The organism is Ruegeria sp. CRTD044 (assembly GCF_059613485.1).
This window is the reverse complement of the sequence record NZ_JBXWSP010000004.1, coordinates 428,645-449,873: the sequence shown is the minus strand read 5'-3', so window position 1 is coordinate 449,873 and position 21,229 is coordinate 428,645. Positions and strand designations below refer to the sequence as shown.

General features: G+C 62.0%; 21 protein-coding genes and 1 riboswitch. Of the genes, 10 read left to right on the top strand and 11 right to left on the bottom strand.

The window, feature by feature from the left end; genetic code table 11:
- Nucleotides 1-51: 51 nt before the first annotated feature.
- The 5 genes from AC2FNL_RS05170 to metZ all read right to left on the bottom strand — a co-directional run bounded on the left by AC2FNL_RS05170 (nt 52) and on the right by metZ (nt 6,505).
- Complete coding sequence (locus tag AC2FNL_RS05170; protein ID WP_496832732.1) at nt 52-1,632, bottom strand: thiamine pyrophosphate-binding protein; 1,581 nt, start codon at nt 1,630-1,632, stop codon at nt 52-54.
- Nucleotides 1,632-3,080, bottom strand: a complete 1,449-nt coding sequence (locus tag AC2FNL_RS05165; RefSeq protein WP_480633303.1) for a TrkH family potassium uptake protein — start codon at nt 3,078-3,080, stop codon at nt 1,632-1,634. Before AC2FNL_RS05165 ends, AC2FNL_RS05170 begins: the two co-directional genes overlap by 1 nt.
- A gap of 52 nt (nt 3,081-3,132) precedes the next feature.
- The gene (locus AC2FNL_RS05160; RefSeq protein ID WP_496832731.1) at nt 3,133-3,699 is read right to left on the bottom strand and encodes a hypothetical protein; all 567 of its coding nucleotides are present in this window, start codon (nt 3,697-3,699) and stop codon (nt 3,133-3,135) included.
- A 319-nt stretch (nt 3,700-4,018) separates the two neighbouring features.
- Nucleotides 4,019-5,122: a GTP cyclohydrolase FolE2 gene (folE2, locus tag AC2FNL_RS05155; RefSeq protein WP_496832730.1), complete on the bottom strand. Its 1,104-nt coding sequence runs from the start codon at nt 5,120-5,122 to the stop codon at nt 4,019-4,021.
- 192 nt (nt 5,123-5,314) lie between these two features.
- Nucleotides 5,315-6,505, bottom strand: coding sequence for an O-succinylhomoserine sulfhydrylase (metZ, locus tag AC2FNL_RS05150; protein ID WP_496832729.1), 1,191 nt, complete (start codon nt 6,503-6,505; stop codon nt 5,315-5,317).
- Nucleotides 6,506-6,572: 67 nt separating this feature from the next.
- Nucleotides 6,573-6,650: riboswitch (SAM riboswitch) on the bottom strand.
- A gap of 105 nt (nt 6,651-6,755) precedes the next feature.
- On the opposite strand from metZ, the gene AC2FNL_RS05145 reads away from it, so the two are divergent.
- Nucleotides 6,756-7,454, top strand: coding sequence for a glutathione S-transferase N-terminal domain-containing protein (locus AC2FNL_RS05145; RefSeq protein ID WP_093963004.1), 699 nt, complete (start codon nt 6,756-6,758; stop codon nt 7,452-7,454).
- Between the two features lie 129 nt (nt 7,455-7,583).
- The gene (locus AC2FNL_RS05140) at nt 7,584-8,651 is read left to right on the top strand and encodes a Hint domain-containing protein (RefSeq protein ID WP_496832728.1); all 1,068 of its coding nucleotides are present in this window, start codon (nt 7,584-7,586) and stop codon (nt 8,649-8,651) included.
- A 49-nt stretch (nt 8,652-8,700) separates the two neighbouring features.
- On the opposite strand, the gene AC2FNL_RS05135 is transcribed toward AC2FNL_RS05140, so the two are convergent.
- The 3 genes from AC2FNL_RS05135 to AC2FNL_RS05125 form a co-directional block, all read right to left on the bottom strand.
- Nucleotides 8,701-9,513: a class I SAM-dependent methyltransferase gene (locus AC2FNL_RS05135; RefSeq protein WP_496832727.1), complete on the bottom strand. Its 813-nt coding sequence runs from the start codon at nt 9,511-9,513 to the stop codon at nt 8,701-8,703.
- A 36-nt stretch (nt 9,514-9,549) separates the two neighbouring features.
- Entirely contained in the window at nt 9,550-9,987 is a 438-nt protein-coding gene (locus AC2FNL_RS05130) for an OB-fold nucleic acid binding domain-containing protein (RefSeq protein WP_093962512.1), read from the bottom strand.
- A 102-nt stretch (nt 9,988-10,089) separates the two neighbouring features.
- Nucleotides 10,090-10,404, bottom strand: a complete 315-nt coding sequence (locus AC2FNL_RS05125) for a hypothetical protein (protein WP_093962513.1) — start codon at nt 10,402-10,404, stop codon at nt 10,090-10,092.
- A 262-nt stretch (nt 10,405-10,666) separates the two neighbouring features.
- On the opposite strand from AC2FNL_RS05125, the gene AC2FNL_RS05120 reads away from it, so the two are divergent.
- Together AC2FNL_RS05120 and AC2FNL_RS05115 are read left to right on the top strand one after the other, a co-directional pair.
- Entirely contained in the window at nt 10,667-10,990 is a 324-nt protein-coding gene (locus AC2FNL_RS05120; RefSeq protein ID WP_093962514.1) for a 2Fe-2S iron-sulfur cluster-binding protein, read from the top strand.
- A 32-nt stretch (nt 10,991-11,022) separates the two neighbouring features.
- Nucleotides 11,023-11,769, top strand: coding sequence for an FG-GAP repeat domain-containing protein (locus AC2FNL_RS05115; protein ID WP_496832939.1), 747 nt, complete (start codon nt 11,023-11,025; stop codon nt 11,767-11,769).
- Between the two features lie 78 nt (nt 11,770-11,847).
- Here the strand turns inward: AC2FNL_RS05115 and purD are convergent, their stop codons facing one another.
- A complete protein-coding gene (gene purD / locus AC2FNL_RS05110) occupies nt 11,848-13,110 on the bottom strand; it encodes a phosphoribosylamine--glycine ligase (protein ID WP_093962516.1) in 1,263 nt (420 codons plus the stop codon).
- Nucleotides 13,111-13,184: 74 nt separating this feature from the next.
- Between purD and xseA the strand changes: the two genes are divergently transcribed.
- Nucleotides 13,185-14,678 carry an exodeoxyribonuclease VII large subunit gene (gene xseA, locus AC2FNL_RS05105; protein WP_496832726.1) on the top strand — a complete coding sequence of 498 codons (1,494 nt, stop codon included), beginning with the start codon at nt 13,185-13,187 and terminating at the stop codon, nt 14,676-14,678.
- A gap of 13 nt (nt 14,679-14,691) precedes the next feature.
- On the opposite strand, the gene AC2FNL_RS05100 is transcribed toward xseA, so the two are convergent.
- Entirely contained in the window at nt 14,692-15,084 is a 393-nt protein-coding gene (locus tag AC2FNL_RS05100) for a hypothetical protein (protein ID WP_496832938.1), read from the bottom strand.
- 127 nt (nt 15,085-15,211) lie between these two features.
- Here AC2FNL_RS05100 and AC2FNL_RS05095 point away from each other — a divergent pair, with 127 nt between their 5' ends.
- The 5 genes from AC2FNL_RS05095 to AC2FNL_RS05075 all read left to right on the top strand — a co-directional run bounded on the left by AC2FNL_RS05095 (nt 15,212) and on the right by AC2FNL_RS05075 (nt 19,461).
- Nucleotides 15,212-15,847 (top strand): lysoplasmalogenase, encoded by a 636-nt coding sequence (locus AC2FNL_RS05095; protein WP_093962518.1) that lies wholly within the window; start codon nt 15,212-15,214, stop codon nt 15,845-15,847.
- Between the two features lie 57 nt (nt 15,848-15,904).
- Entirely contained in the window at nt 15,905-17,056 is a 1,152-nt protein-coding gene (gene ftsY, locus AC2FNL_RS05090) for a signal recognition particle-docking protein FtsY (RefSeq protein WP_496832725.1), read from the top strand.
- 79 nt (nt 17,057-17,135) lie between these two features.
- Nucleotides 17,136-18,038 (top strand): EamA family transporter, encoded by a 903-nt coding sequence (locus tag AC2FNL_RS05085; protein WP_093963009.1) that lies wholly within the window; start codon nt 17,136-17,138, stop codon nt 18,036-18,038.
- 17 nt (nt 18,039-18,055) lie between these two features.
- A complete protein-coding gene (locus AC2FNL_RS05080; protein WP_170363125.1) occupies nt 18,056-18,661 on the top strand; it encodes an inner membrane-spanning protein YciB in 606 nt (201 codons plus the stop codon).
- Between the two features lie 131 nt (nt 18,662-18,792).
- Nucleotides 18,793-19,461: a Crp/Fnr family transcriptional regulator gene (locus tag AC2FNL_RS05075; protein ID WP_093962520.1), complete on the top strand. Its 669-nt coding sequence runs from the start codon at nt 18,793-18,795 to the stop codon at nt 19,459-19,461.
- A 241-nt stretch (nt 19,462-19,702) separates the two neighbouring features.
- On the opposite strand, the gene AC2FNL_RS05070 is transcribed toward AC2FNL_RS05075, so the two are convergent.
- Nucleotides 19,703-21,193 carry a Do family serine endopeptidase gene (locus AC2FNL_RS05070; RefSeq protein WP_496832724.1) on the bottom strand — a complete coding sequence of 497 codons (1,491 nt, stop codon included), beginning with the start codon at nt 21,191-21,193 and terminating at the stop codon, nt 19,703-19,705.
- Nucleotides 21,194-21,229: the final 36 nt, after the last annotated feature.

Here is a 21,229-nt window from a genome sequence, read left to right as displayed (position 1 = left end):
AAGTCACGAACAGAATTTGAAGGCGCCGCAGGATGTTGCGGCGCCTTTTTTTCATCCCTTCAAGATATCGGGCGTGACGTGCACAAGGGTCGGCACTGGTGCGTCAAAGGCCGCACGAACGGCAGCCTGCATTTCCGGCAGCGAGTTCGGAGCGGCCGACCGCGCACCGAAAGCCTCGGCCAGCTTGCAGAAATCAGGGTTGCGCGCGACAACCGCATTCGGAGCAATCTGGCTGCCGACCATGCTGTCCTCGATCTCTTTCAGCTTACCGTTGTCCCAAAGGATGATGGGCAGCGACAACCCCAGCTCGACCGCCGCACCCAGTTCCTGCATCGTATAGTGGAACCCATAATCACCCGCGATCACGGCAGTTGGCTTTCCGCGCCGCGCAACCGCGCCGCCGATCCCGGCCGGCAGCGCATAGCCCAGAGTGCCGAATCCGGTCGGGTGGTGCCAGTGGTATGGGCGCGCCATGTCCCAGACCTCTTTCGCAACATAGGCGAACTGGGTCATGTCGGAATAGATCATGGTGTCGGCGGGCATCGCCGCACGCAAGGCGTCGGCAACCGGCACGATACCCGGTCTTTCCGCGTCGACCTCGGCGCGCCAGCGCGCGCGGGCTTCGGCCACCTCTTCCGGCGACCAGCCGGTGGCCGGTTTGCAGTCTTGGGTCGCGGACCACAATGCATGGGCAAAGCTTTCGCCGTCGGCCTGCAGCTTGACGGCCGCCCGGTGCCGGTCGGCCAGCACCTCGGGGTCGAGGTCAACCCGCACCAAGGTCGCGTTGTGGCCCAACCGGTCGCGCCAAAGGTCGACCTCACCCAATTCGGCACCGACCGCGATGACCAGATCGGCCGACCCAATCACCTCGGCACTGCCGGGTCGCGGCAAGGTCGCACCAAAATCAAGGGCGTAGCCGGTGCCGACCAACCCACGTCCCGCATAAGTGGTGAAACAGGCCGCACCCAGCTGAGACAGAATCTGCCGCCAAAGGTTCGACCGCGACCCACCACCCAGTATGAACAGCGGCCGCCGTGCGATGTTCAGCAGCGACAGAACCGGCGCAATGTCCGGCGCCAGAGCCTTCACCCGCACCGCGTCCTGGTTCGGAAAAGGAGTGGGGTCGGCCTCGGCCTCCAATTGCGCAATCGGGACCTGGATATGCTTGGGGCGGGGGCGTTTCAGCGCGAACTCCTCAAAAGCGCGTTCGATCAGGCCATAGGCTGATTGCGCGTCATTTGCCTGACAGGACCAGTCGGTCACGCATTCAGCGGCCGCGCGCTGGTCTTTCATCTGGTGCAACTGGCCACGCTGCGCCTGAGTTTCGCCCAGACAGGACGACAGAACCAGCATCGGAACCGAGTCGGTATAGCTCTGCCCCATCGGCGTCATGACGTTGCACAGGCCAGGACCGGTGATCACGTAGGCGACGCCGGGCTTGCCCGTCGCCCTTGCATAACCGTCAGCCATGAAGCCCGCGCCCTGCTCATGCCGCGCCAGCACATGAGTAATGCCCGCTTCTTCGATTCCACGGTACATCTCCTGATTGTGCACACCGGGAACGCCGAAAATGACTTCGACTCCCCGATCCTTGAGCATGTGTGAGATTTGGGCGCCCAACGGTCTCTTCATCAGCCTCTCCAGAACCGAATGGTGAACAGGACATACACGGCCATCAGCTCCAGCCGGCCGGTCAGCATTCCGAAGGTCAGCAACCACTTGGCCGTGTCGTTCAGCCCGGCGAAATTCCCTGCGGGGCCGATCTGGTCACCCAAGCCGGGGCCAACATTGGCAAGCGCCGTCGCTGCACCGGATACTGCCGTGATGAAATCCAGACCAGTCAGCGCCAGCGCCCACGACAACGCCCCCAGCGACAGCGCGAAGAACATGAAAAAGCTCATGACCGATGTCAGGACATCGCGGCTGATGGCGCGGCCATCATATTTGGGAACGAACACCCCGTGCGGTGACCGAATCCGGCTGATCTGAGCCTTGATGGAAGCAATCAGCAATTGATAGCGGAAGATCTTGATGGAGCAGGCCGTCGAACCGGCGCAACCACCGATCAGACCGATCATGAAAAACATCATGATCGGAAAACTGCCCCAGGTCATGTAATCGACACTGGCATAGCCAGTGCCGGAAATGATCGAGGTGATGTTGAACAACGACTCGCGCACCGCCTGTTCCCAGTGGTGCGGAAAGACCGATGTCAGAAAGACCGCCATGATCACCACCAGAACGGCAATCGTGGCCAGAAAGGCCCTGATCTGGCTGTCTTCCAGGATCGAGCTTGTCCGGCCGTTGACGAACTGCACATACCGCACGAACGGCAGCGCAGCCAGGATCATGAATACGGACGCGGCGTATTCCGCGGGCCCCGAAAACGTTCCGAACGAAGCATCATAGTTCGAGAACCCGCCAGTGGACACGGTTGTGAACGCATGAACGACCGCGTCGAAAAAGTTCATGCCCAAACCGGCATACACCAAGGCGCAAGCTACGGTCAGGAAAACATAGATCAGCGAAATCTGGCCCGCGATCTCTTGCGCGCGCGGAAGGATTTTCCCCATGGTTTCAAACCCTTCCGAGCGGAAGATCTGCATACCGCCGACCTTGAGCTCGGGCAGGAAGACCATGGCCACGACGATGATGCCGATCCCGCCCAGCCATTGCAGCAAACCGCGCCACAAAAGCAGGCCACGCGGCAGATCATCCAACCCGGAAATAACGGTCGAACCGGTGGTGGTCAGCCCCGACATGGCTTCGAAATAGGCATCGACAAATCGCAGTTCGGTCTCACCGAACACGAAGGGGATTGCCCCGAACAGCGGCAGCGCGACCCAGACGCCGGTGGTCAGCAAAAAGGTCTGACGGATGGTCAGCCCCTCGCCCACACCGTTCGAGCAGCTCATGGCCAGAACCACGCCGGTCAGGATGGTGATGACACCGCTTTCAAAGAAAACGTTCCACTCGCCCCGACCCTCGATGATGTCCGCAAGCATCGGCAATAGCATGGTCGCCCCAAGTATGGCGACCAGCAAGCCAATCACATATCCGACCGGGCGAAGATCCATCATGACGGGCAGCGTTGGCGCGCCGGCCCGACAGTGTCAAGCAGATGATCTGTGATCAGTCGTCCATTTTTTCAGCCACGGGTGGCATGGCCGGTGGCTTGGACGGCGCACGCGTGCGGCGCGTGGCCGGATTCGGTGCCTCGGCGGGTTTGGTAGTTGCAGTCGCTACGGGCTTCTTGGCCTTGGCTGCTTCGGTTGAAGCCGCAGGTTTTGCCGAGCTGGGCTTGACCTTGGGCGTTTCGGCCGGCGCGGGTTTTTCCGATGCGACCGGAGCAACGCGCCGTGCAGTGGTGGCCTTTGCGACGGGCTGAGATGGCTTTTGGGCCGGAGCAGGCGGCGTTTTGGGCTTGGCTGTGGCCTTCGCGACCGGTTTCGGTGCGGCTTTTGCAGGTGCCTTCGGCTTCGGAGCCGGCTTTGCGACCGTCTTGGCCTTGGCCCTGACCACAGGTTTCGCCTTCTTCGCGGCGGGTTTGGCCGTGGTTCGCGCCACCGGTTTCTTGGCCGGCTTCACCGCCAGCTTCGTAGGTTCGGTGACCGAAGCAACCGGCATCGGGAACACTGTTTGAGCAAATGCCTGCATCATTTTCATCTGGCTGGTCACGGCATAGCCGGCCAGCCGCAAGGCAGCGGCCTGCAGCTCAAGCTGTTGGGCAATGGGATTCATTCCAAGTCTCTCCTATAGCAATGAAGCAGCCCGATTTCCGAGGTAGAAAAGCCCTTGCCGTTCCGATCGCGCGGACGGACGATGGTGTATTGCAGTCCAAGGCGTAACACGTCCCGGGTTCCTTTCGGGGTGGTGCGCCACGACTGACATGGCGCGCCACAGCTGCAGTCACCTTCAATGTATGCAAATAATCGCGCTCATGCAGCATTTTTTGCTGCATTGCGGCAAAAAGGCGCCTACCGCCCTATACACGCCGGTTTTCGCGGCGCTTTTCGTGTCAGCCGACGTGGAACAGCGTCGTGAACAAGCGCGGGTCCAGACTGGTGGACGCAAATGTCGGCCCCTCGGTCAGAATCGACACCGCATCGTGGCTGTGCAGACTTTCCTGATGGCTGGCGATGACCCGGAAGTCGCCCACGTGATGATCGGCCAGCAGCTCGGCACAGAACAGACGCGCGGCATCTTCTACAAAGATGGGGTTGGCGGCGTTCAACTCAGCAAAGGCCTGTTCGTCCTCGCGCTTGACCATCACCTGGGTTTCAGTGGGAACGGCGCGGCGGCACAGGGCGATCAGATCCTCGAACCACAAACAATCGGCGTCACAATCGACCACGACCGAAATGCGGGCCACGGAACGCTGCGAATGCGGCGTCGCTAGCTGTCCGCGCACCGACCGGGCGTGTTCGCTGAGTTCCAGCGAGCATGGGCAGGTCGAAGAATAGACATAGTCGAGATGCATGATCTTCTGACGCAAGCCGCCCTGTTCGACCAGTTCAAGCGCGATGTCGTAATACTGGTAGCCCACAAGCCCCGAACGCAGGCTCTTGACCCGATCGGGATAGGAGAAGCGCATCTGAAGCCTTGCGTCGAAACTGTCGAGGTCGGTCAGATAATCGCTTAGGGCGGATTCCATCACCTCAAAACTGAACGTACGCTCGGCATGTTTGTAAAAGGACCGCATGATCCGGGACATGTTGATGCCCTTCTTCTCGGCCTCGAGGCTGACCGTCCCGGTCACCGAGGTTTCCAGCGTCAGGTCCGGCCCGTTCTTGCTGTGAAACCGGATCGGCAGGCGGAAATTCGAGATGCCCACATGCTGGATCTGCTGTTTCGCACCGCGGATCAGGCTGGACGGGCCGTTCTGGAGATCGGGCAACGCAGATTTGTAGGCTTCGTCGACTTTGAAGTCTTCGGGGTATTCACGTGACATCGAAGGGTAGTTGTCCGGCATCAACCCGGGCACCAGGCGCGCAACCGCCGGATCAAGCTGGCTGATCTCGGCCACGCTGGCGCCCTTTGCCCATTTCCGCAGGACCTTGAGAGCCTCAGCGGCCTCGTCCCGATCAGGTTTTTCGTCAATGTCGCGCGAATGAATGTTCATTGGCTGCGTATCCTCGGTGTGTCGTCAGGCCATCTCTGACTGCGGCGGAAGCCGCAGTGTAACCCAATACGGGTGAGATAGCAGCCCGGATCGAAAAAACCATCGCAAAACCGCCATTTCCGAACGGATTGCGCCCTTTTTTCCGGACGACATTGCGCGGTTGCCGATGTGTTCAATGGCGCGTGTGCGCCGTCACACCGCAGCAGCCGACAATGCCCGCCGAATATCCTCCAGCAGATCGTCGGCATCCTCGAGCCCGACAGAAAAGCGGATCAAACCGGGCGTGATGCCCAATTCGTCTTTCTGCGCATCGCTCAACCGCTGGTGCGTGGTCGTTGCGGGATGGGTTGCGATGGACTTGGCATCGCCCAGATTGTTCGAGATCACCGGGATCGTCAGCGCGTTCAAGAACCGGAAGGCCGCGTCTTTGCCCCCCTTGATGTCCAGCGACAAGACCGTACCGCCCTTGCCCCCCAGCTGGCTCTGCACCAGAGCGTTCTGGGCATGAGATTTCAGGCCCGGATACATGATCCGCTCCAGCGCCGGGTGCCCCTCCAGCGCCTCGGCCAGCTTCTGCGCCGTCTCGGCCTGGGCATTGACCCGCAGCGCCAACGTTTCCAGCCCCTTGAGCATGACCCAGGCGTTGAACGGGCTGAGCGCGCCGCCGGTGTGTTTCAGGTAAGGCTCTACCGTGCCGCGGATGAATTCCTTGGTTCCAAGGATCACGCCGCCCAGCGCGCGGCCCTGCCCGTCGATATGCTTGGTGGCCGAGTAAACCACCACATCCGCGCCCTGCGCGATCGCCTGCGAAAACACCGGGGTCGAGAACACGTTGTCGACGATCACGGTGGCCCCCACCGCATGGGCCAGTTCGGCCACCGCTCGAATGTCGATGACTTCGAGCGTGGGGTTCGACATGGATTCGAAGAACACGGCCTTGGTGTCGGGCCGGATCGCGGCCTTCCATTGGTCCAGGTCGGTGCCGTCGACAAAGGTCACCTCGACACCATAGCGGGTCAGAATATTCTCCAGAATGTACAGGCAGGACCCAAACAGGGCCTTGGCTGAAACCACGTGATCGCCCGCCTTCAGCATCGAGGTCAGCGCCCCGTTCACGGCCGCCATACCGGACGCCGTCGCAAAACCATCCTCGGCCCCCTCAAGCGCAGCGATGCGCTGCTCGAACATCGCAACCGTCGGGTTGCCATAACGGGCATAGATGAACTCGTCCGGGCCAGTCTCGATGAACCGAGCTTCGGCCTGCTCGGCGGAGTCGTAGACGAACCCCTGCGTCAGGAAAATCGCCTCGCTGACTTCGTTGTACTGGCTGCGACGGATACCGCCGTGGACGGCTTGGGTGCGTTTGTTCCAGCTTTCGCTCATGTCTTTACCTTTCGGCCCCGAAACCCGAGGGCAAATCAAAAAAACCCCAGACGCGGTCAAGCGAAAGGGGTCTTTCATCCTGACCTTTTAGCGGTGTTGTTTAGCGTGGCCCGCAATCCGGTAACAAATCGCCACGTGGTTTCTGGATTGCGCATACGCCTCGGGCGCGCGGGCGTCAAGCCGCGACATCCATCGCACACTTGCCCTTTGCGGCGAATGGCTCATGATCGTCCCGCAACACGGAGGCCCCATGACACACCCGATCGACCTGTATTTCTGGCCCACGCCAAATGGCTGGAAAGTATCCATTGCCCTTGAAGAGATGGGGCTGCCCTACCAGACCCACCTTATAAACATCGGCAAGGGCGATCAGTTCGCGCCCGAGTTTCTGAAGATTTCGCCCAACAACCGGATGCCGGCGATCGTCGACCCAGAGGGCCCGGATGGCGCACCGATCTCGGTTTTCGAAAGCGGCGCGATCCTGATGTATCTGGCCCGCAAGACCGGCCGGTTCTACGGATCGACCGAGCGTGACCGGATCGCGGTCGAGGAATGGCTGACGTGGCAGATGGGTGGCGTCGGACCGATGGCCGGACAGGCACACCACTTTCTGAAATATGCCCCCCAGTTGGACCCGCCGCAGGACCTGCCCTATGCCAAGGACCGCTATCGCACCGAGGTTGCGCGCCTGTACGGCGTTCTGGACCGGCGCCTTGCCGACAACGAATATGTTGCCGGCGACTTTTTTTCGATCGCCGATATGTCGATTTGGGGCTGGGCCAGCCTGTGGGAGGGTCAACAGCAAACGCTGGAGGACAAACCCCACTTTGGCCGGTGGCTGGAAACCGTGGGAGCCCGCCCCGGAGTTCAGGCGGGACGTGCCCTGCATGCCGAGCTGCGCGGAGATCATCGCAGCAAAGACGCGCAGAACGTTCTGTTCAAACGGTAGCGTTCACCAAATGCTGAAATTTCAGGCAACTCGGAGCGTATCGCACCTCTTTGTGCGTCAAAGCCCTGACGAGAGTTGAATTGCGCGTTGGCCGTTCTGTAACTACAAGCGGTAACAAGGAGTTACGGTTTGGCGACATTTAATTTCACGGTGCCGATCTATGGGTTCGACCAATGGACCGGCGCATCAACGAACAACACTGTCGGCTATCCCGTCGGAACCACCTTTTCCTTGAATGCCGGTGCCGCACTGACCGTCATCAACGTCGAAGATGACGACGGCACGGCCAGCCAGCTGTTTTCGGACGGTTACATCGACACGCCCGGAGACGGGTCGTCGCCCAGTACGGCCAACAACGACCAGGTATTGAGCCAGGCGGTGACGATCAACGGACAGACCTTTCAGCCCGGCGATCAGGTCGAGCTCGAGTTCGGTTTTACGACAACCTCCGGCGACACGTTCTGGGTCATTCGCATCGACGGTGTGAATGTCGGCATCAGCGGTCCCGTCCTGCCAACTCCCGGTACGAACTATGAGGTTGCCGGCAGCAGTGATGGTCAGGCATCGCCGATTTCGAATGTCCCATGCTTTACCGCCGGTACATTGATCAGCACCAAGGACGGGACAAAAAAGATCGAAGACTTGTCGGTCGGAGATCTGGTTCTGACCTACGCCGGCAGCTATGAACCGATCCGCTGGATCGGGCGCCGTGAACTGGACAGCGTCGACCTCTCCGTTAATCCGAAACTGGTTCCGATCCAGATTTCCGCCGGCGCGCTCGGCGCAGGGTTGCCAACACAGGACCTGACCGTTTCACCCCAGCACCGCATTCTGGTGCGGTCAAAGATCGCGCAACGCATGTTCAACACCAACGAGGTGCTGGTTTCGGCCAAGTCGCTGCTGCCGCTGGACAGCATTGACCGGGTCTGTGCCACGGAATCCGTTTGCTATTTCCACCTTCTTTTCGACACGCATCAGGTCGTCTTTGCCAACGACACCCCAAGCGAAAGCCTGTTCGCCGGCCCCGAAGCGCTGAAATCCATCCCCGAGGCGGCTCGCGCCGAGATATTGGCCCTGTTCCCCGAGTTTGAGGACCCCGGCTTTGAACCGCGGCCAGCCGCCCTGATCCCAAAGGGTCACAAGCAGCGCGGTCTGATTTCGCGTCACCTCAAGAACGGTCAAGCGCTGCTGGCCTGATCGTCATCGGGTATTTTCTGACCCTGGTCGGAGTGTGCGGGACCTACCGTCAGGTCTTTCGGCAGGTGAACGTGGTCGCTGACAGTGGCATCGTCATGCCCTGCGGAGCAAAGACGCGCTTCAATTCAGAGAACATCCGCGCCGCCACGTCCGTGGGATCCACGCCGCCGCGCTCTCGTATTTCATCGACCAACGGGTTTCCAAAAACCAGAGCGTGGGCAAAGGCTTCCGGGTTGACGATGGTCTTCGTCAGCCGGATCGTTTCGTGTTGGATATCCGTCCAGCCTGCGGCGCTCAGATCAGCCCGGACAGCCTCGGGGTCACCATAGTGAAACGGTACCTTGTAGAATCCCGGCGGATCCTGCGGAAAGAAATATGCGCCCACATCGTGCGCGACCTGCGAGAACGGATTCTCGGACATCGGGCTCCACACGTTGAAAACATAGCGCCCACCCGGTCTGAGCACCCGCGCCGCCTCATGGAACGAAGCGGGTTTGTCGGGAAAGAACATGACCCCGAACTGGCAGGTAATCAGGTCGAACGCGCCGTCTTCGAACGGCAGATCCATCGCGTTGACGACCGCGAACTCGACGCTATCCGCCGCCGTGAACTTGGCCTTTGCAACCTCCAGCATGGGCGCGTTCAGGTCCGAGATCAAAACTTGGGTCTCACTCGGCAGCACATCGCACAGCTTGCGGCTCAGGATCCCCGTGCCCGCGGCCAGTTCGATGGCCTTGGCCACCGGCTCTTCGGCGCAACGGGCGGCAAGTCTGTCCGCGTAGTCAGTGAAGATATTCGGACCCAACCCCGCGTCGTAATGACTTGGAATATTGCCTACGAAACCAGCCGAATTCGTCGACATCTGCGCTCCCCCCCGGCAACCGCATGATGCAAAAGACTAGCCGAAATTGCGCGTTTTGGCGAACTCATTGTGCTCTGCAGTCGGCTGAGGCCGACAGGCATCCGCCCCGTCACCCCGCACCAGCAGGTCCAGCATGCCCGAGATGTCCTCGATCTCTTCCGCGATCACATGGGTCACCGCATGGGCCCGCTGCATCCGCCCGGTCACCCGCAGCAACCGCCCCGAGATCACCGCCCGGCGGAACCGCTCATAGATCTTGCGCCAGACAATCACGTTCACGATGCCGGTCTCGTCTTCGAGCGTGATGAAGATCACCCCTTTGGCCGTACCAGGCCGCTGCCGCAGGATCACCAATCCCGCCACAGCAACCCGCGCACCCTCGGGCGGGTCGTCCAGTCGGTCGGCTGGAAGGCAGGCCGGTGGTCTGGGCCATGGGCGGCCCGAACTGGGCTGTGGTGTCGATGCGATACGCATGAGAACAAAAATAGAACAAATACCTTGAATGTCCAGATGCAGGGGACCGAAACCACAGCCAGAAAGGTCATGCGCTACGCGCGGCCGCAGCGCAGACCAATGTCACTTGGCGTCATGCGCGTTGAACGTGGCCAAACCTTCCCGCAGAACCGCCTTGGCCTTGGCCAGGTCATCCCCGTCCAACGCATCCAGCGCCCGCAAAACGTCACTGCGCAACCGCAGAGCCTTGGGGCCCGGAGCTCCGACCGGATGAAGCTCATCGTCATTCGCTGCTGCCAATGCACCATGGCTGATCCCGTCGATCACCTCCACGATTTTCGCCTGGCTTTCGCCAAACCACGCGGCAATGTCATGCTCGGCATCGCCCCGCTCGTTCATCCCAACCACAATCTTTGCGTCCTGAACCGTCAACGGCATCTGCTCACTCCCTTATCAAATCACGGTCTCACGACCTGAACACAAATCCATGCACGCAACAATCGAAACCGCTATCCGCGCATCAACCTTTGATGGAAAACCCCGGTCAAACCATTCGGTTGCGGCGCGAACGCGTGGAATTTGGGCGACAATGACGGGCCGTTTGCCCGATCACGCCCAGATTGGTCGCAAATGGCACTGGAAAGACCTAAATCCCTTGACTAATGAGGAACCTGAACACCGCAGAAGGAAGACGCGAGCAATGGCAAAGATCACCTATGTCGAGCATGGCGGCACCGAACACACAGTCGAGGTCGCCAACGGCCTGACCGTCATGGAAGGCGCCCGTGACAACAACATTCCCGGCATTGAGGCCGATTGCGGCGGCGCCTGCGCCTGCTCGACCTGTCACGTCTACATCCATCCCGATTGGGTCGAGAAACTGCCTGCCAAGGACGACATGGAAGAAGACATGCTGGACTTCGCCTACGAGCCCGACCCGGCCCGTTCGCGCCTGACCTGCCAGATCAAGGTGACGGACGAACTGGACGGGCTGGTCGTCCAGATGCCGGAAAAGCAGATCTGATGCGACGGCGCATGCCCCGCTCGTCCGGCGGCATGCGCTGCGGCTTCAAAGCGCCGCGTCCGGCGGTGCGCTTTTGGCCATGCCGCGTGCGCGGCGCGCTTATGGCTGCATGCCTGTGGCTGGCGGGTCCTGCCTTGGCCGCCGAAACCATAACGACCGCCCGCTACACGGATCCGACCACCCGCTATCCCCACGGCGTTCTGGGTGACCAGATCGAATGGGGTTCGATTGAACTCACGTTTTCAGATGGCAAACACCGCAGCTTTACGCTGCCCGATCATCTGGTCTTCGAAGACCTCGCGCCCCGCGTGATCGACGTCACGGGCGACGGTCTTCCAGAAGTCATCGCGGTGGAGAGTGACGCACGACAGGGCGCGCGCCTTGCCATCTACGGCCCGCAGGGCCGCATGACGGCGACACCGCATATCGGCACTCGTTTCCGCTGGCTGGCTCCGGTCGGAGCGGCAGACCTGAATGGCGACGGGCATATTGAAATTGCCTATGTCGACCGCCCACACCTGGCCAAGACCCTGCGCATCTGGAGCTTCTCAGACGGTCGACTGACGGAAATTGCCGCGCTCCCCGGCCTGACCAATCACCGGATCGGAGAGGATTTCATTTCAGGCGGCCTTCGCACCTGCAACGGCCAGCCTGAGTTGATCGTCGCCAGCAGCGATTGGCGCCGGATCATTGCTATCCGCTACGATGGCGGCTGGAAAACCCAAGATCTTGGCCCGTTGAAAAACAGACAAGCCCTTGTGAGCGCGCTGAACTGCTGATCCGGGGATTCATCTGGTCAAGAAATCCCGAGGTGAGGCCGTCGGCCGAGGCCCCTCTTACCTGCAGGCCCTCAAACGTCAAAGCGCCCGCCAACCGATATCGCGGCGATAGAAGCCGCCCGGCCAATCGATGGCCTCGACCATCGCATAAGCATTGTCCCGCGCCTCCTGAAGTGTTGCTCCACGCGCCGTCACGTTCAGAACCCGCCCCCCTGAGGCCATGACCTGCCCGTCCTGCGCTTTGGTGCCTGCGTGAAAAACCATATGGCTACTGTCCTCGGGCAAGTCATCCAGCCCGTTGATCACGCTGCCTTTTTCATATGCCCCAGGATAGCCCTGCGCGGCCATCACCACGGTCAAGGCGTGATCGTCGGCCCAGTTGACCCGCGCCTCGTCCAGCCGTCCCTCGGCTGCCGCATGCATCAGGTCCAGCGCCTGCGCCCCCAGACGCATCATCAGCACCTGACATTCCGGGTCGCCAAAGCGCACGTTGTATTCCACCAGCCTCGGCTGCCCGTCCTTGATCATCAGCCCGGCATACAGCACCCCCTGAAACGGCGTGCCGCGCCGGGCCATCTCGGCCATCGTCGGGCGCACGATCTGTTCCATCGCACGTTCTTCGACCTCGGGGCTCAGAACCGGTGCCGGAGAATAGGCCCCCATGCCGCCGGTGTTCAGGCCGGTATCGCCCTCGCCTACGCGCTTGTGGTCCTGCGCGGTGCCGACCGACAGGATGTTCTCGCCGTCGCACAGCACGAACAGCGAGGCCTCCTCACCCTCCATGAACTCCTCGATCACCACCTCGGCCCCGGCCCCGCCGAAGGCGCCGCCGAACATGTCGTCCACGGCCTCCAGCGCGGTCGCCTCGTCCATCGCCACGATCACGCCCTTGCCCGCGGCCAGACCGTCGGCCTTGACCACGATCGGCGCACCCTGCTGGCGGATATAGGCCTTGGCCGGCTCGGCCTCGGTGAACCGGGCGTAGGCAGCGGTGGGCGCACCGGCCGCATCGCAGATTTCCTTGGTAAAGCTTTTCGAGGCCTCCAGCCGCGCCGCCTCGGCCGAAGGGCCAAACACCAGGATGCCCGCCTCGCGCAGCCGGTCGGCCACCCCGGCAGCCAGGGGCGCTTCCGGCCCAACGATCACGAAATCAATCGCGTTTTCCTCGGCGAAACTGACCACCGCGCCGCCATTCTCTATATCCAGCGCCGCGCAATCGGCGATCTGCGCGATCCCGGCATTGCCCGGCGCCACGATCAGGCGGTCGCATTTGGGGTTCTGCATCACCGCCCAGGCCAGGCTGTGTTCGCGCCCGCCGCTGCCGAGAATGAGGATGTTCATGAAAGTCTCCGATCTGCTTGGCCTTGCCTGCGCGGCGTTCTAAGCTGCGCGGGCAATCGAAACAAGGCGCTGAAATGTCCGACCTGCTTGACGATCCGATTCCCGGCCAGAATACCCCCGAATACACCGTGTCCGAGATCTCGGGCGAGGTGAAACGCACGCTGGAAGGTACATTTGGCCGAATCCGCGTACGGGGCGAGGTCGGGCGTGTGTTCAAGGCGCGCTCGGGGCATTTGTACTATGACATCAAGGACGACCGGAACGTGCTGGCCTGCACCACCTGGAAGGGCCAGATCGCGGGCCTGTCGGTGGTGCCGGAAGAGGGGCTCGAAGTCGTCGTCACGGGCCGCCTCACAGCTTTTGGCGCGCAGTCGAAATACAACCTGAACGTCGACGAGGTGGCCGTAGCCGGGCAAGGCGCGCTGATGGCGCTGCTGGAAAAACGCAAGAAACAGCTCGAATCCGAAGGGCTCTTCGCGCCCGAGCGCAAGCAGCCCCTGCCCTTCCTGCCGCAGATCATCGGCGTCGTCACCTCGCCCTCGGGCGCGGTGATCCGCGACATCCTGCACCGCCTGCGCGACCGTTTCCCGCGCAAGGTGCTGATCTGGCCCGTGGCCGTGCAGGGCGCCAATTGCGCGTCCGAGGTCGCCAACGCCATTCAGGGCTTCAACCGCCTGACACCCGGCGGCGCGCTGCCCCGCCCCGATCTGATCATCGTCGCCCGCGGTGGCGGCTCGATCGAGGATCTGTGGGGATTCAATGAGGAAATCGTCGCCCGCGCCGCCGCCGAGTCCGAGATTCCGTTGATCTCGGCCGTGGGGCACGAAACCGACACCACATTGATCGACTATGTCTCGGACCGCCGTGCGCCCACCCCCACCGCCGCCGCCGAACTGGCGGTTCCCGTGCGGATGGAACTGCTGGCCTGGACCGGCGAACAGGGCGCGCGTCTGTCCCGCGCGGCCACCGACGCCGTGCAGCGCCGGGCCCAACGCCTGCGCGATCTGTCGCGCGCCCTGCCGCGCCCCGAGACCCTACTGGATGGTCCGCGCCAGCGACTGGACCTGATTGCCGATCGTCTAGCCCCAGCGTTGCAACGCGGTGTGCAAAACCGCCGCCTGCAGGTGGTGGAACTGTCCGGGCACCTGCGCCCGTCAACGCTGCGCAACCTCGTGGCCGCGCGGCGGGACACGCTGCACAACCTGTCCTCGCGTCTCTCGATCCGCCCGATCCAACGCGACATCCAGCAGCAACGCGAACGGGTCAACCAGTTGGCCCAGCGCATGACGGCCGCGCAGACCCTGCGGGTGGACCGGCTTCGCCAGCAACTGGATGCGACTGACCGGTTGCGCGAGACGCTCAGCTACAAGGCCACGCTTCAACGTGGCTATGCCGTTGTGCATGCCGAAAGCGGCGTGGTCACCACAAAGGCACAGGCCAGCAAGCACGCCGCTTTGACCATCGAGTTTGCCGATGGAGAATTGAAGACCGCACTGCTGTCCGGGACGACCTCGACCGCCAAGAAACCATCCAAGCCACCAGCCCCGGATCAAGGGTCGCTGTTCTGACGAAAGCCCACGTTCAGACGCCGACCTCGGGCCCGTAACAGATCATTTCTTCGTCGACGTCGGCTGCTTCATACAGTTCGGTGGCTTCGGGGTTGTCCTCGAACTGCGCGATTAGTCCCTGGGACGAGCGGGTAAAGACCCAGCATTGCGGGTCGGGGCGATCTTCGTAAACAAAGCAAATCTGGCCGTTCTGTTCGTACCAGATGCCCTCCTTGCAGTCGCCGTCCAGAAACGACCAGACCACGCGCCCGTTGGGCAAATACCGTTCGACGCCATAGGTCGTTCCACCAAAGCCGTAGAAAAGGGTTTTGCCGCGTGTATAGGCATCAAATTCCGCCCCTGACAGAGACTGCGCGACGACCGGCTGGGCCAGCAAAGATCCGAGAATCAACGAACGTATCCACATCATTTCATTCTGGCAGATGCCACGGCCGCGCGCCAATCTTGGAACGCCCTGCCCCAACGTTATGGGTTGAGCGTAAACTCGGTTCGCGGCGACACTACATTGCATCGGTGCCATCGGAAGGCAGGACATGACGATACTCGTACTCGCAGCGCTAGCCTGTGCCCTGGCCTACCTGGCCCTGACGGCCCGTCCGGCCAGCCTGCTACGCACGGCCCTGAAAACCGCCAGCGTCGCCTTACTGGCGGTCGAGGCCGCGGTGCAGTCAGGCCCGCTGCTTCTGATCCTCGCGCTGTCTCTCTGCGCCTTGGGCGACGCCCTTCTGTCGCGCGAAACCGACGACACCTTCATGGCCGGCATCGGGGCGTTCGCCGCCGGGCACCTGGTTTACATCGCCCTGTTCCTGACCCATCCGAAAAGCGACACCGCCCTGATCCTGGACAAACCCGGATACGCCTGGACGCTGGTCATTCTGGGCATCGTGATGGCCACGCTCCTGGCCCCTCGGGCCGGTGATCTGCGCGGACCGGTCCTGGCCTATATCCCGATCATTCTGGGCATGGGCATCACCGTTCTGGCCCTGCCCGAGGCCGGAGCGCTGCGATGGGCTTTACCGGCCGCGATGGCCTTCATCGCCTCGGACCTGATCCTGGCAACCGAAAGGTTCCTGCTGCCGCCTGGACACCCGGCCCTGCGGCTGACGCCGTATTTGGTCTGGCCGCTCTACTGGAGTGCGCAGTTCGGCTTTTTCCTCGCCTTCACCTGACCCTTTGCAACTGCCGCCATTCCGCATTAGGTGAAGGGAATACCTGCGGAGACCAAGATGGCGTTTTTTACCAAGCTCAAGGACCGGCTGTTCAAATCCTCGTCCCGCCTCGAACAGGGGCTTGAGGCAATCGTCGAGGACGGCGGCGAAGAAACCACCGCCCCTGACCCGGTGATTCCCCAGCCCGAGCCCGAGCCGCAACCCGTCCCGGAAATCCCCGAACCCGCGCCCACGCCGCAACCGGTCGAGACTCCTTCGCCCGAGCCGGCCGATCCGGTGCCTGCCCCGCCTCCGCCGGAACTGCCGGAACAGGCGCAATCCAAAGGCCTGATCGGGCGTCTCTTCGGTCGCGGCGATGCTGGGCCTGTGGTGCGCCGCACGCTGGACGACGACATGCTCGAACAGCTCGAGGAACTGCTGATCGCGTCGGACATGGGTGTCGATACCGCCCTGCGCGTCACTGCCAACATGGCCGAGGGGCGCTATGGCCGCAAACTCTCGACCCAGGAAATCAAGCAACTGCTGGCTCAGGAAATCGCCCGCGTGATGGAGCCGGTCGCCAAACCGATGCCCCTCTACCCCAAGCGCCCGCAGGTGGTGCTGGTGGTGGGCGTCAACGGCTCGGGCAAGACCACGACGATTGGAAAGCTGGCCAGCCAGTTCAAGGCCGCCGGCAAAAAGGTGGTCATCGCAGCGGGCGACACTTTCCGCGCCGCTGCCGTGGAACAGCTGCAGATCTGGGGCGACCGCGCTGGCGTTCCGGTCCTGACCGCGCCCGAAGGCTCCGACCCCGCCTCGCTTGCCTTCGACGCCCTGACCAAGGCACAGGCCGAAGGCGCCGACCTGCTGATGATCGACACTGCCGGCCGCTTGCAGAACCGCGCCGATCTGATGGAGGAACTGGCCAAGATCGTCCGCGTCATCCGCAAAATCGACGAGACCGCGCCCCACAACACGCTGCTGGTGCTCGACGCCACCACCGGCCAAAACGCGCTCAGCCAGGTGGAAACCTTCCGCAAACTGGCCGATGTCTCGGGCCTGGTGATGACCAAGCTCGACGGCACGGCCAAGGGCGGCGTTCTGGTGGCGCTGGCCGACAAGTTCGGCCTGCCGATCCACGCCATCGGCGTCGGCGAACAGATCGACGATCTGGCCCCTTTCGACCCCGAGGAATTCGCCGCCGCCCTGACCGGACTCGCCCCCAACTGACCTTCATCTGGCCCCAAATATCCTCGGGGGTCTGGGGGTGGAAAACCCCCAGCCTCTCCACCAGCGAAAGACCCTCAGCGTGAGCGACTGGCTGATCTCCCTCGAAGGCACCGAGGCCGGACACAGGCTGGCCCTTGGTCTCGCCCTGATGGCGGCCTTCCTGCACGCGGTTTTCGGCGCGCTGCAGAAGGGTCGGCACGATCCCTGGCTGTCGCGCGGGGCGATCGACGCCTGCTATTGCCTGATGGCCGCGCCCTTTGCGTTCTTCGTCGTGCCCTGGCCCGAACCCTTCATGTGGCCGATATTTGCCGTGGTCTGGCTGATCCATGTCGCCTACAAGACGCTGCAGGCGATGGCCTATACCAAGGGGTCCTACACCGTGGTCTACCCGGTGGTGCGCGGCACCGGCCCGCTGTTCACCGTCATCGGTGCCTATCTGCTGTTCAACGAAACCTTCTCGCCCACCCAATGGCTGGGCGTTGCCGTGCTGCTGACCGGTATCTTCGGATTGGCTGCCTACAATTTCCGCTTCCTGGAAACCAACCGCGAGACTTTGGGCATCGCATTGGCCCTTGCGGTTGCAACCGGCCTCTTCGTGGCGCTCTACACCACCTATGACGCCTACGGAATCCGCGCCACGGCTGATCCGTTCACCTTTCTGGCCTGGTTCTTCATGATCGACGGGGCGACAATGCCGATCTACGCCTTCCTGCGCTGGCGGGCGATGGTTCACCGCCCGGCAATCGGGCCGTTGATGCTGCGGGGGCTTGCAGGCGGGCTGATCGCCCCCATGTCTTTCGGAGCGATCATGCTGGCCACCCGGCTGGACAAGGTCGGCGAAGCCGCGGTGCTGCGCGAAACCTCGACCGTCTTTGCCGCCCTGATCGGCTGGCTGGCCCTGAAAGAGACCGTGGGACCTCGGCGCATAATCCTGATGGCACTGATTGCATTGGGCGCGGTAATAGTTGAAATGGGCGGGTGAACAGCAGGACGACAGGCATGGCAGACAAGAAAGAGATCAATCCGTTTCTGAAACAGGTGCTGGAACTGGGACCACCGCTGGCCTTCTTCTTCATCTACCTGCGCCTGCGCGACGACAGCTTTCTGATCGGTGGCACCGAATATTCCGGCTTCATCGTGGCCACCATCATCTTCGTTCCGCTGATGCTGGGGGCGATGGGTATCTTGTGGTACCTGACCGGCAAGCTCAGCCGGATGCAGATCTTCACCGCCATCATGGTCATCTTTTTCGGCGGCCTGACCGCCTGGTTCAACGACGAGCGGTTCTTCAAGATGAAGACCACGCTGGTCTACGGGTTCTTCTCGCTGATGCTGGGCATCGGCCTGCTGCAGGGAAAATCCTACCTCGCCTATGTTCTGGACGAGATGCTGCCCATGCGCCACGAGGGCTGGATGATCCTGACGCGCCGCCTGTGCGCCTGTTTCGCCGTGCTGGCCGTGGCCAATGAACTGGTCTGGCGCACCCTGTCTACCGATCTGTGGGTCAAGATCGAAACCTTTGGCTTCCCGATCGCCTTGATGGGGTTCCTGATGCTGCAATTCAGCATCCTGCAAAGCTATATGGACGATCCGGACAAGCAGTAATGCGTCCCTGACACGGGCCGGCGAACCTTGGGGAAACCTTCGGAAAACCGGATAAAATCCTTGGCTTAGCTCCAAAGCTGTGGAAAGCTGGGAAACCACCCACACCACTCATCCGGAGAACCGTGTCTTCCATGACCGCCTTTCCGAACAGCGGGTTCCTGTCCGAAGCTTCAGACCGGCTTCGTGATATGCTCACTGCGCTAGCCACTTCTGTCTCGCTGGACCGCGGCGAGGTCTTGTTCGAACAAGGCGACGAGGGTGACGCCCTCTATGCCTTGCTGGAAGGCGCTTTGGAGGTGTCCTTCCTGGCCATGAGCGGGCGCAAGTTGGCGCTCAGCCTGATGCGCCCGGGCGAGGTTTTCGGCGAAATCGCCCTCTTCGACAGCGGCCCGCGCACCGCCACGATCACCGCAGCCGAGCCGTCGCGTGTACTGCGCGTGCGTCGCAAGGATCTGATGGAACAAATCCGCAAGCACCCCGAACTGGCCGAGGACATGATCCGGCTGGCCGGACTGCGGATGCGCTGGATGGGGGCGCAGTTGAACGAGCAGGTGTTCCTGCCGATGCCGGTACGACTTGCGCGAAAGCTTCTGCTTCTGGCCAACCAACAGGACGCGCCGTCCGAACGCATCGCCCTGTCGCAGAGTGAGCTTGCGGAATTTGTCGGCGCAACGCGCGAGGCAGTATCCAAGACGATCTCGACGTGGAAGCGCTCGAACGTGGTCGAGGCTTCGCGCGGTGGGCTGCAGATCCACGACTTTGACGCCCTGCGCCAACTCGCCGAATCCGATCTGATCTGACCTGCTGCCCGGAAAATGGCCCGGATGTGATCCGCTTCACATACAACGGGATTCGCTTCCATTAGGTAATGAACTGTTACCGTAGGGTGCCAGAGTATCATCCCCGATATCTGTCCACTGGCATCTCCCTGCACCAGAGCCACGCGCCTCCCCGGCGTGTGGCTCTTTTGATTTCTTCAGCCAAAATGAAAATCGGCCGGAGCATCTGCCCCGGCCGATCATGTTGACCAAACTGGCTGTCCTACTCTTCGAGGCTCAGCGCGACGAAGCGCGGATCGCCACCACGGCGCACCAGCAGCAGCAGCGACTTGCGCCCCGCCTCCCGAGCCTCGTCGATCCGATCCTCGAGATCGGAGATCGACGACACTTTCTGCTGACCAGCCTCGGTGATCAGGTCGCCTGCCCGCAGGCCCTTGGCGTAGGCTTCGGAGGCTTCATCCACATCCGTCACCACCAGACCATCCGCGTCCGCGTCCAGACCCAGATCCTCGCGCAATGTGTCGGTCAGCGGCGAAATCGTCAGGCCAAGGATGTCGGCATTCTCGTCCAGCGGCGCCTCTTCCGCACCATCATCACCGGTTTCCGCACGCTCGGCATCCTCGCGACGCCCCAGAGTGACAAGCACGGTCTGAGTGCTGCCGTCCCGCTGAACAACCACGCGCACGGACTTGCCGACCGGGGTCTCACCGACCTGCCGCACCAATCCGCGCGTGTCCTTCACCTCGACACCATCAAAGCTGAGAATCACATCCCCTGCTAGCAGACCCGCCTCTTTGGCAGGGCCGTCCGGCACATCGCTGATCAGCGCGCCGCCCGGCTTGTCGAGGCCCATCGCCTCGGCCATATCCTCGGTCACGTCCTGAATGCGGACACCCAGCCAGCCGCGGCGGGTTTCGCCGAATTCCCGCAACTGATCGACAACCTTGGACACCACGTTCGACGCCATCGAAAACCCGATGCCGATCGACCCGCCGTTCGGTGACAAGATCGCGGTGTTCACGCCGATGACCTGACCGTCCATGTTGAACAGAGGACCGCCCGAGTTGCCCCGGTTGATGGCCGCATCCGTCTGGATATAGTCGTCATAGGAACCGCTGAGCTCGCGATTACGCGCCGACACGATCCCAGCCGACACCGAGAAGCCCTGGCCCAGCGGGTTACCCATGGCAACCACCCAGTCCCCCACAAGCGCTGTGTCGCTGTCGCCGAAAGTGACGTATTTCAGTGGACCCGACGCCTCGACCTTGAGCAACGCAATGTCCGTTTTCTCATCCGTTCCAATGACCTTGGCCGGCAGCTCTTTTACAGGCTGACCATCGCCGGGAAAGAACTCGATCAGAATTTCATCCGCCTCTGCGATGACGTGATTGTTGGTGACGATGTAGCCATCCTCGGAAATCACGAACCCCGATCCCAAGGCATTGCTGCGGCGCGGGCGATTGTCCTGGTCGCCATTGCGGTCCTGGAACTCGCGGAAAAAGTCCTCGAAGGGGGACCCTTCGGGAACGATCCCCTGCGCACCCGACTGCCCCTCGATCAAGGTCGTCGTTGTGATGTTGACCACGGCCGGGCTGATCCGGTTGACCAGCGGCGCCAGGCTTTCCTGACGGGCCTGTGCAGCCATCGTCTGGAACAACAAAAGGGAAACCGCGGCAAAGGCCAGCCATAAAAGCCGCGCCATCGTCACCACATCGTCCCGGCGGACGGATACACTGCGTGCTACTGCCTGCACTTGGTCTCTCCTTGTCGACATTGTTCTGTTGGTGGC

Excerpts from the sequence above, each read along its gene's own strand:
- AC2FNL_RS05080 (WP_170363125.1), top strand. The coding sequence starts at position 18,056 with ATGGCAGACAAGAAAGAGATCAATCCGTTTCTGAAACAGGTGCTGGAA.
- AC2FNL_RS05100 (WP_496832938.1), bottom strand. The coding sequence starts at position 15,084 with ATGTGGATACGTTCGTTGATTCTCGGATCTTTGCTGGCCCAGCCGGTC.
- AC2FNL_RS05075 (WP_093962520.1), top strand. The coding sequence starts at position 18,793 with ATGACCGCCTTTCCGAACAGCGGGTTCCTGTCCGAAGCTTCAGACCGG.
- AC2FNL_RS05170 (WP_496832732.1), bottom strand. The coding sequence starts at position 1,632 with ATGAAGAGACCGTTGGGCGCCCAAATCTCACACATGCTCAAGGATCGG.
- metZ (WP_496832729.1), bottom strand. The coding sequence starts at position 6,505 with ATGAGCGAAAGCTGGAACAAACGCACCCAAGCCGTCCACGGCGGTATC.
- AC2FNL_RS05135 (WP_496832727.1), bottom strand. The coding sequence starts at position 9,513 with ATGTCGACGAATTCGGCTGGTTTCGTAGGCAATATTCCAAGTCATTAC.
- ftsY (WP_496832725.1), top strand. The coding sequence starts at position 15,905 with ATGGCGTTTTTTACCAAGCTCAAGGACCGGCTGTTCAAATCCTCGTCC.
- purD (WP_093962516.1), bottom strand. The coding sequence starts at position 13,110 with ATGAACATCCTCATTCTCGGCAGCGGCGGGCGCGAACACAGCCTGGCC.
- AC2FNL_RS05145 (WP_093963004.1), top strand. The coding sequence starts at position 6,756 with ATGACACACCCGATCGACCTGTATTTCTGGCCCACGCCAAATGGCTGG.
- xseA (WP_496832726.1), top strand. The coding sequence starts at position 13,185 with ATGTCCGACCTGCTTGACGATCCGATTCCCGGCCAGAATACCCCCGAA.
- AC2FNL_RS05095 (WP_093962518.1), top strand. The coding sequence starts at position 15,212 with ATGACGATACTCGTACTCGCAGCGCTAGCCTGTGCCCTGGCCTACCTG.
- AC2FNL_RS05120 (WP_093962514.1), top strand. The coding sequence starts at position 10,667 with ATGGCAAAGATCACCTATGTCGAGCATGGCGGCACCGAACACACAGTC.
- AC2FNL_RS05125 (WP_093962513.1), bottom strand. The coding sequence starts at position 10,404 with ATGCCGTTGACGGTTCAGGACGCAAAGATTGTGGTTGGGATGAACGAG.
- AC2FNL_RS05165 (WP_480633303.1), bottom strand. The coding sequence starts at position 3,080 with ATGATGGATCTTCGCCCGGTCGGATATGTGATTGGCTTGCTGGTCGCC.
- AC2FNL_RS05130 (WP_093962512.1), bottom strand. The coding sequence starts at position 9,987 with ATGCGTATCGCATCGACACCACAGCCCAGTTCGGGCCGCCCATGGCCC.
- AC2FNL_RS05115 (WP_496832939.1), top strand. The coding sequence starts at position 11,023 with ATGCGCTGCGGCTTCAAAGCGCCGCGTCCGGCGGTGCGCTTTTGGCCA.
- folE2 (WP_496832730.1), bottom strand. The coding sequence starts at position 5,122 with ATGAACATTCATTCGCGCGACATTGACGAAAAACCTGATCGGGACGAG.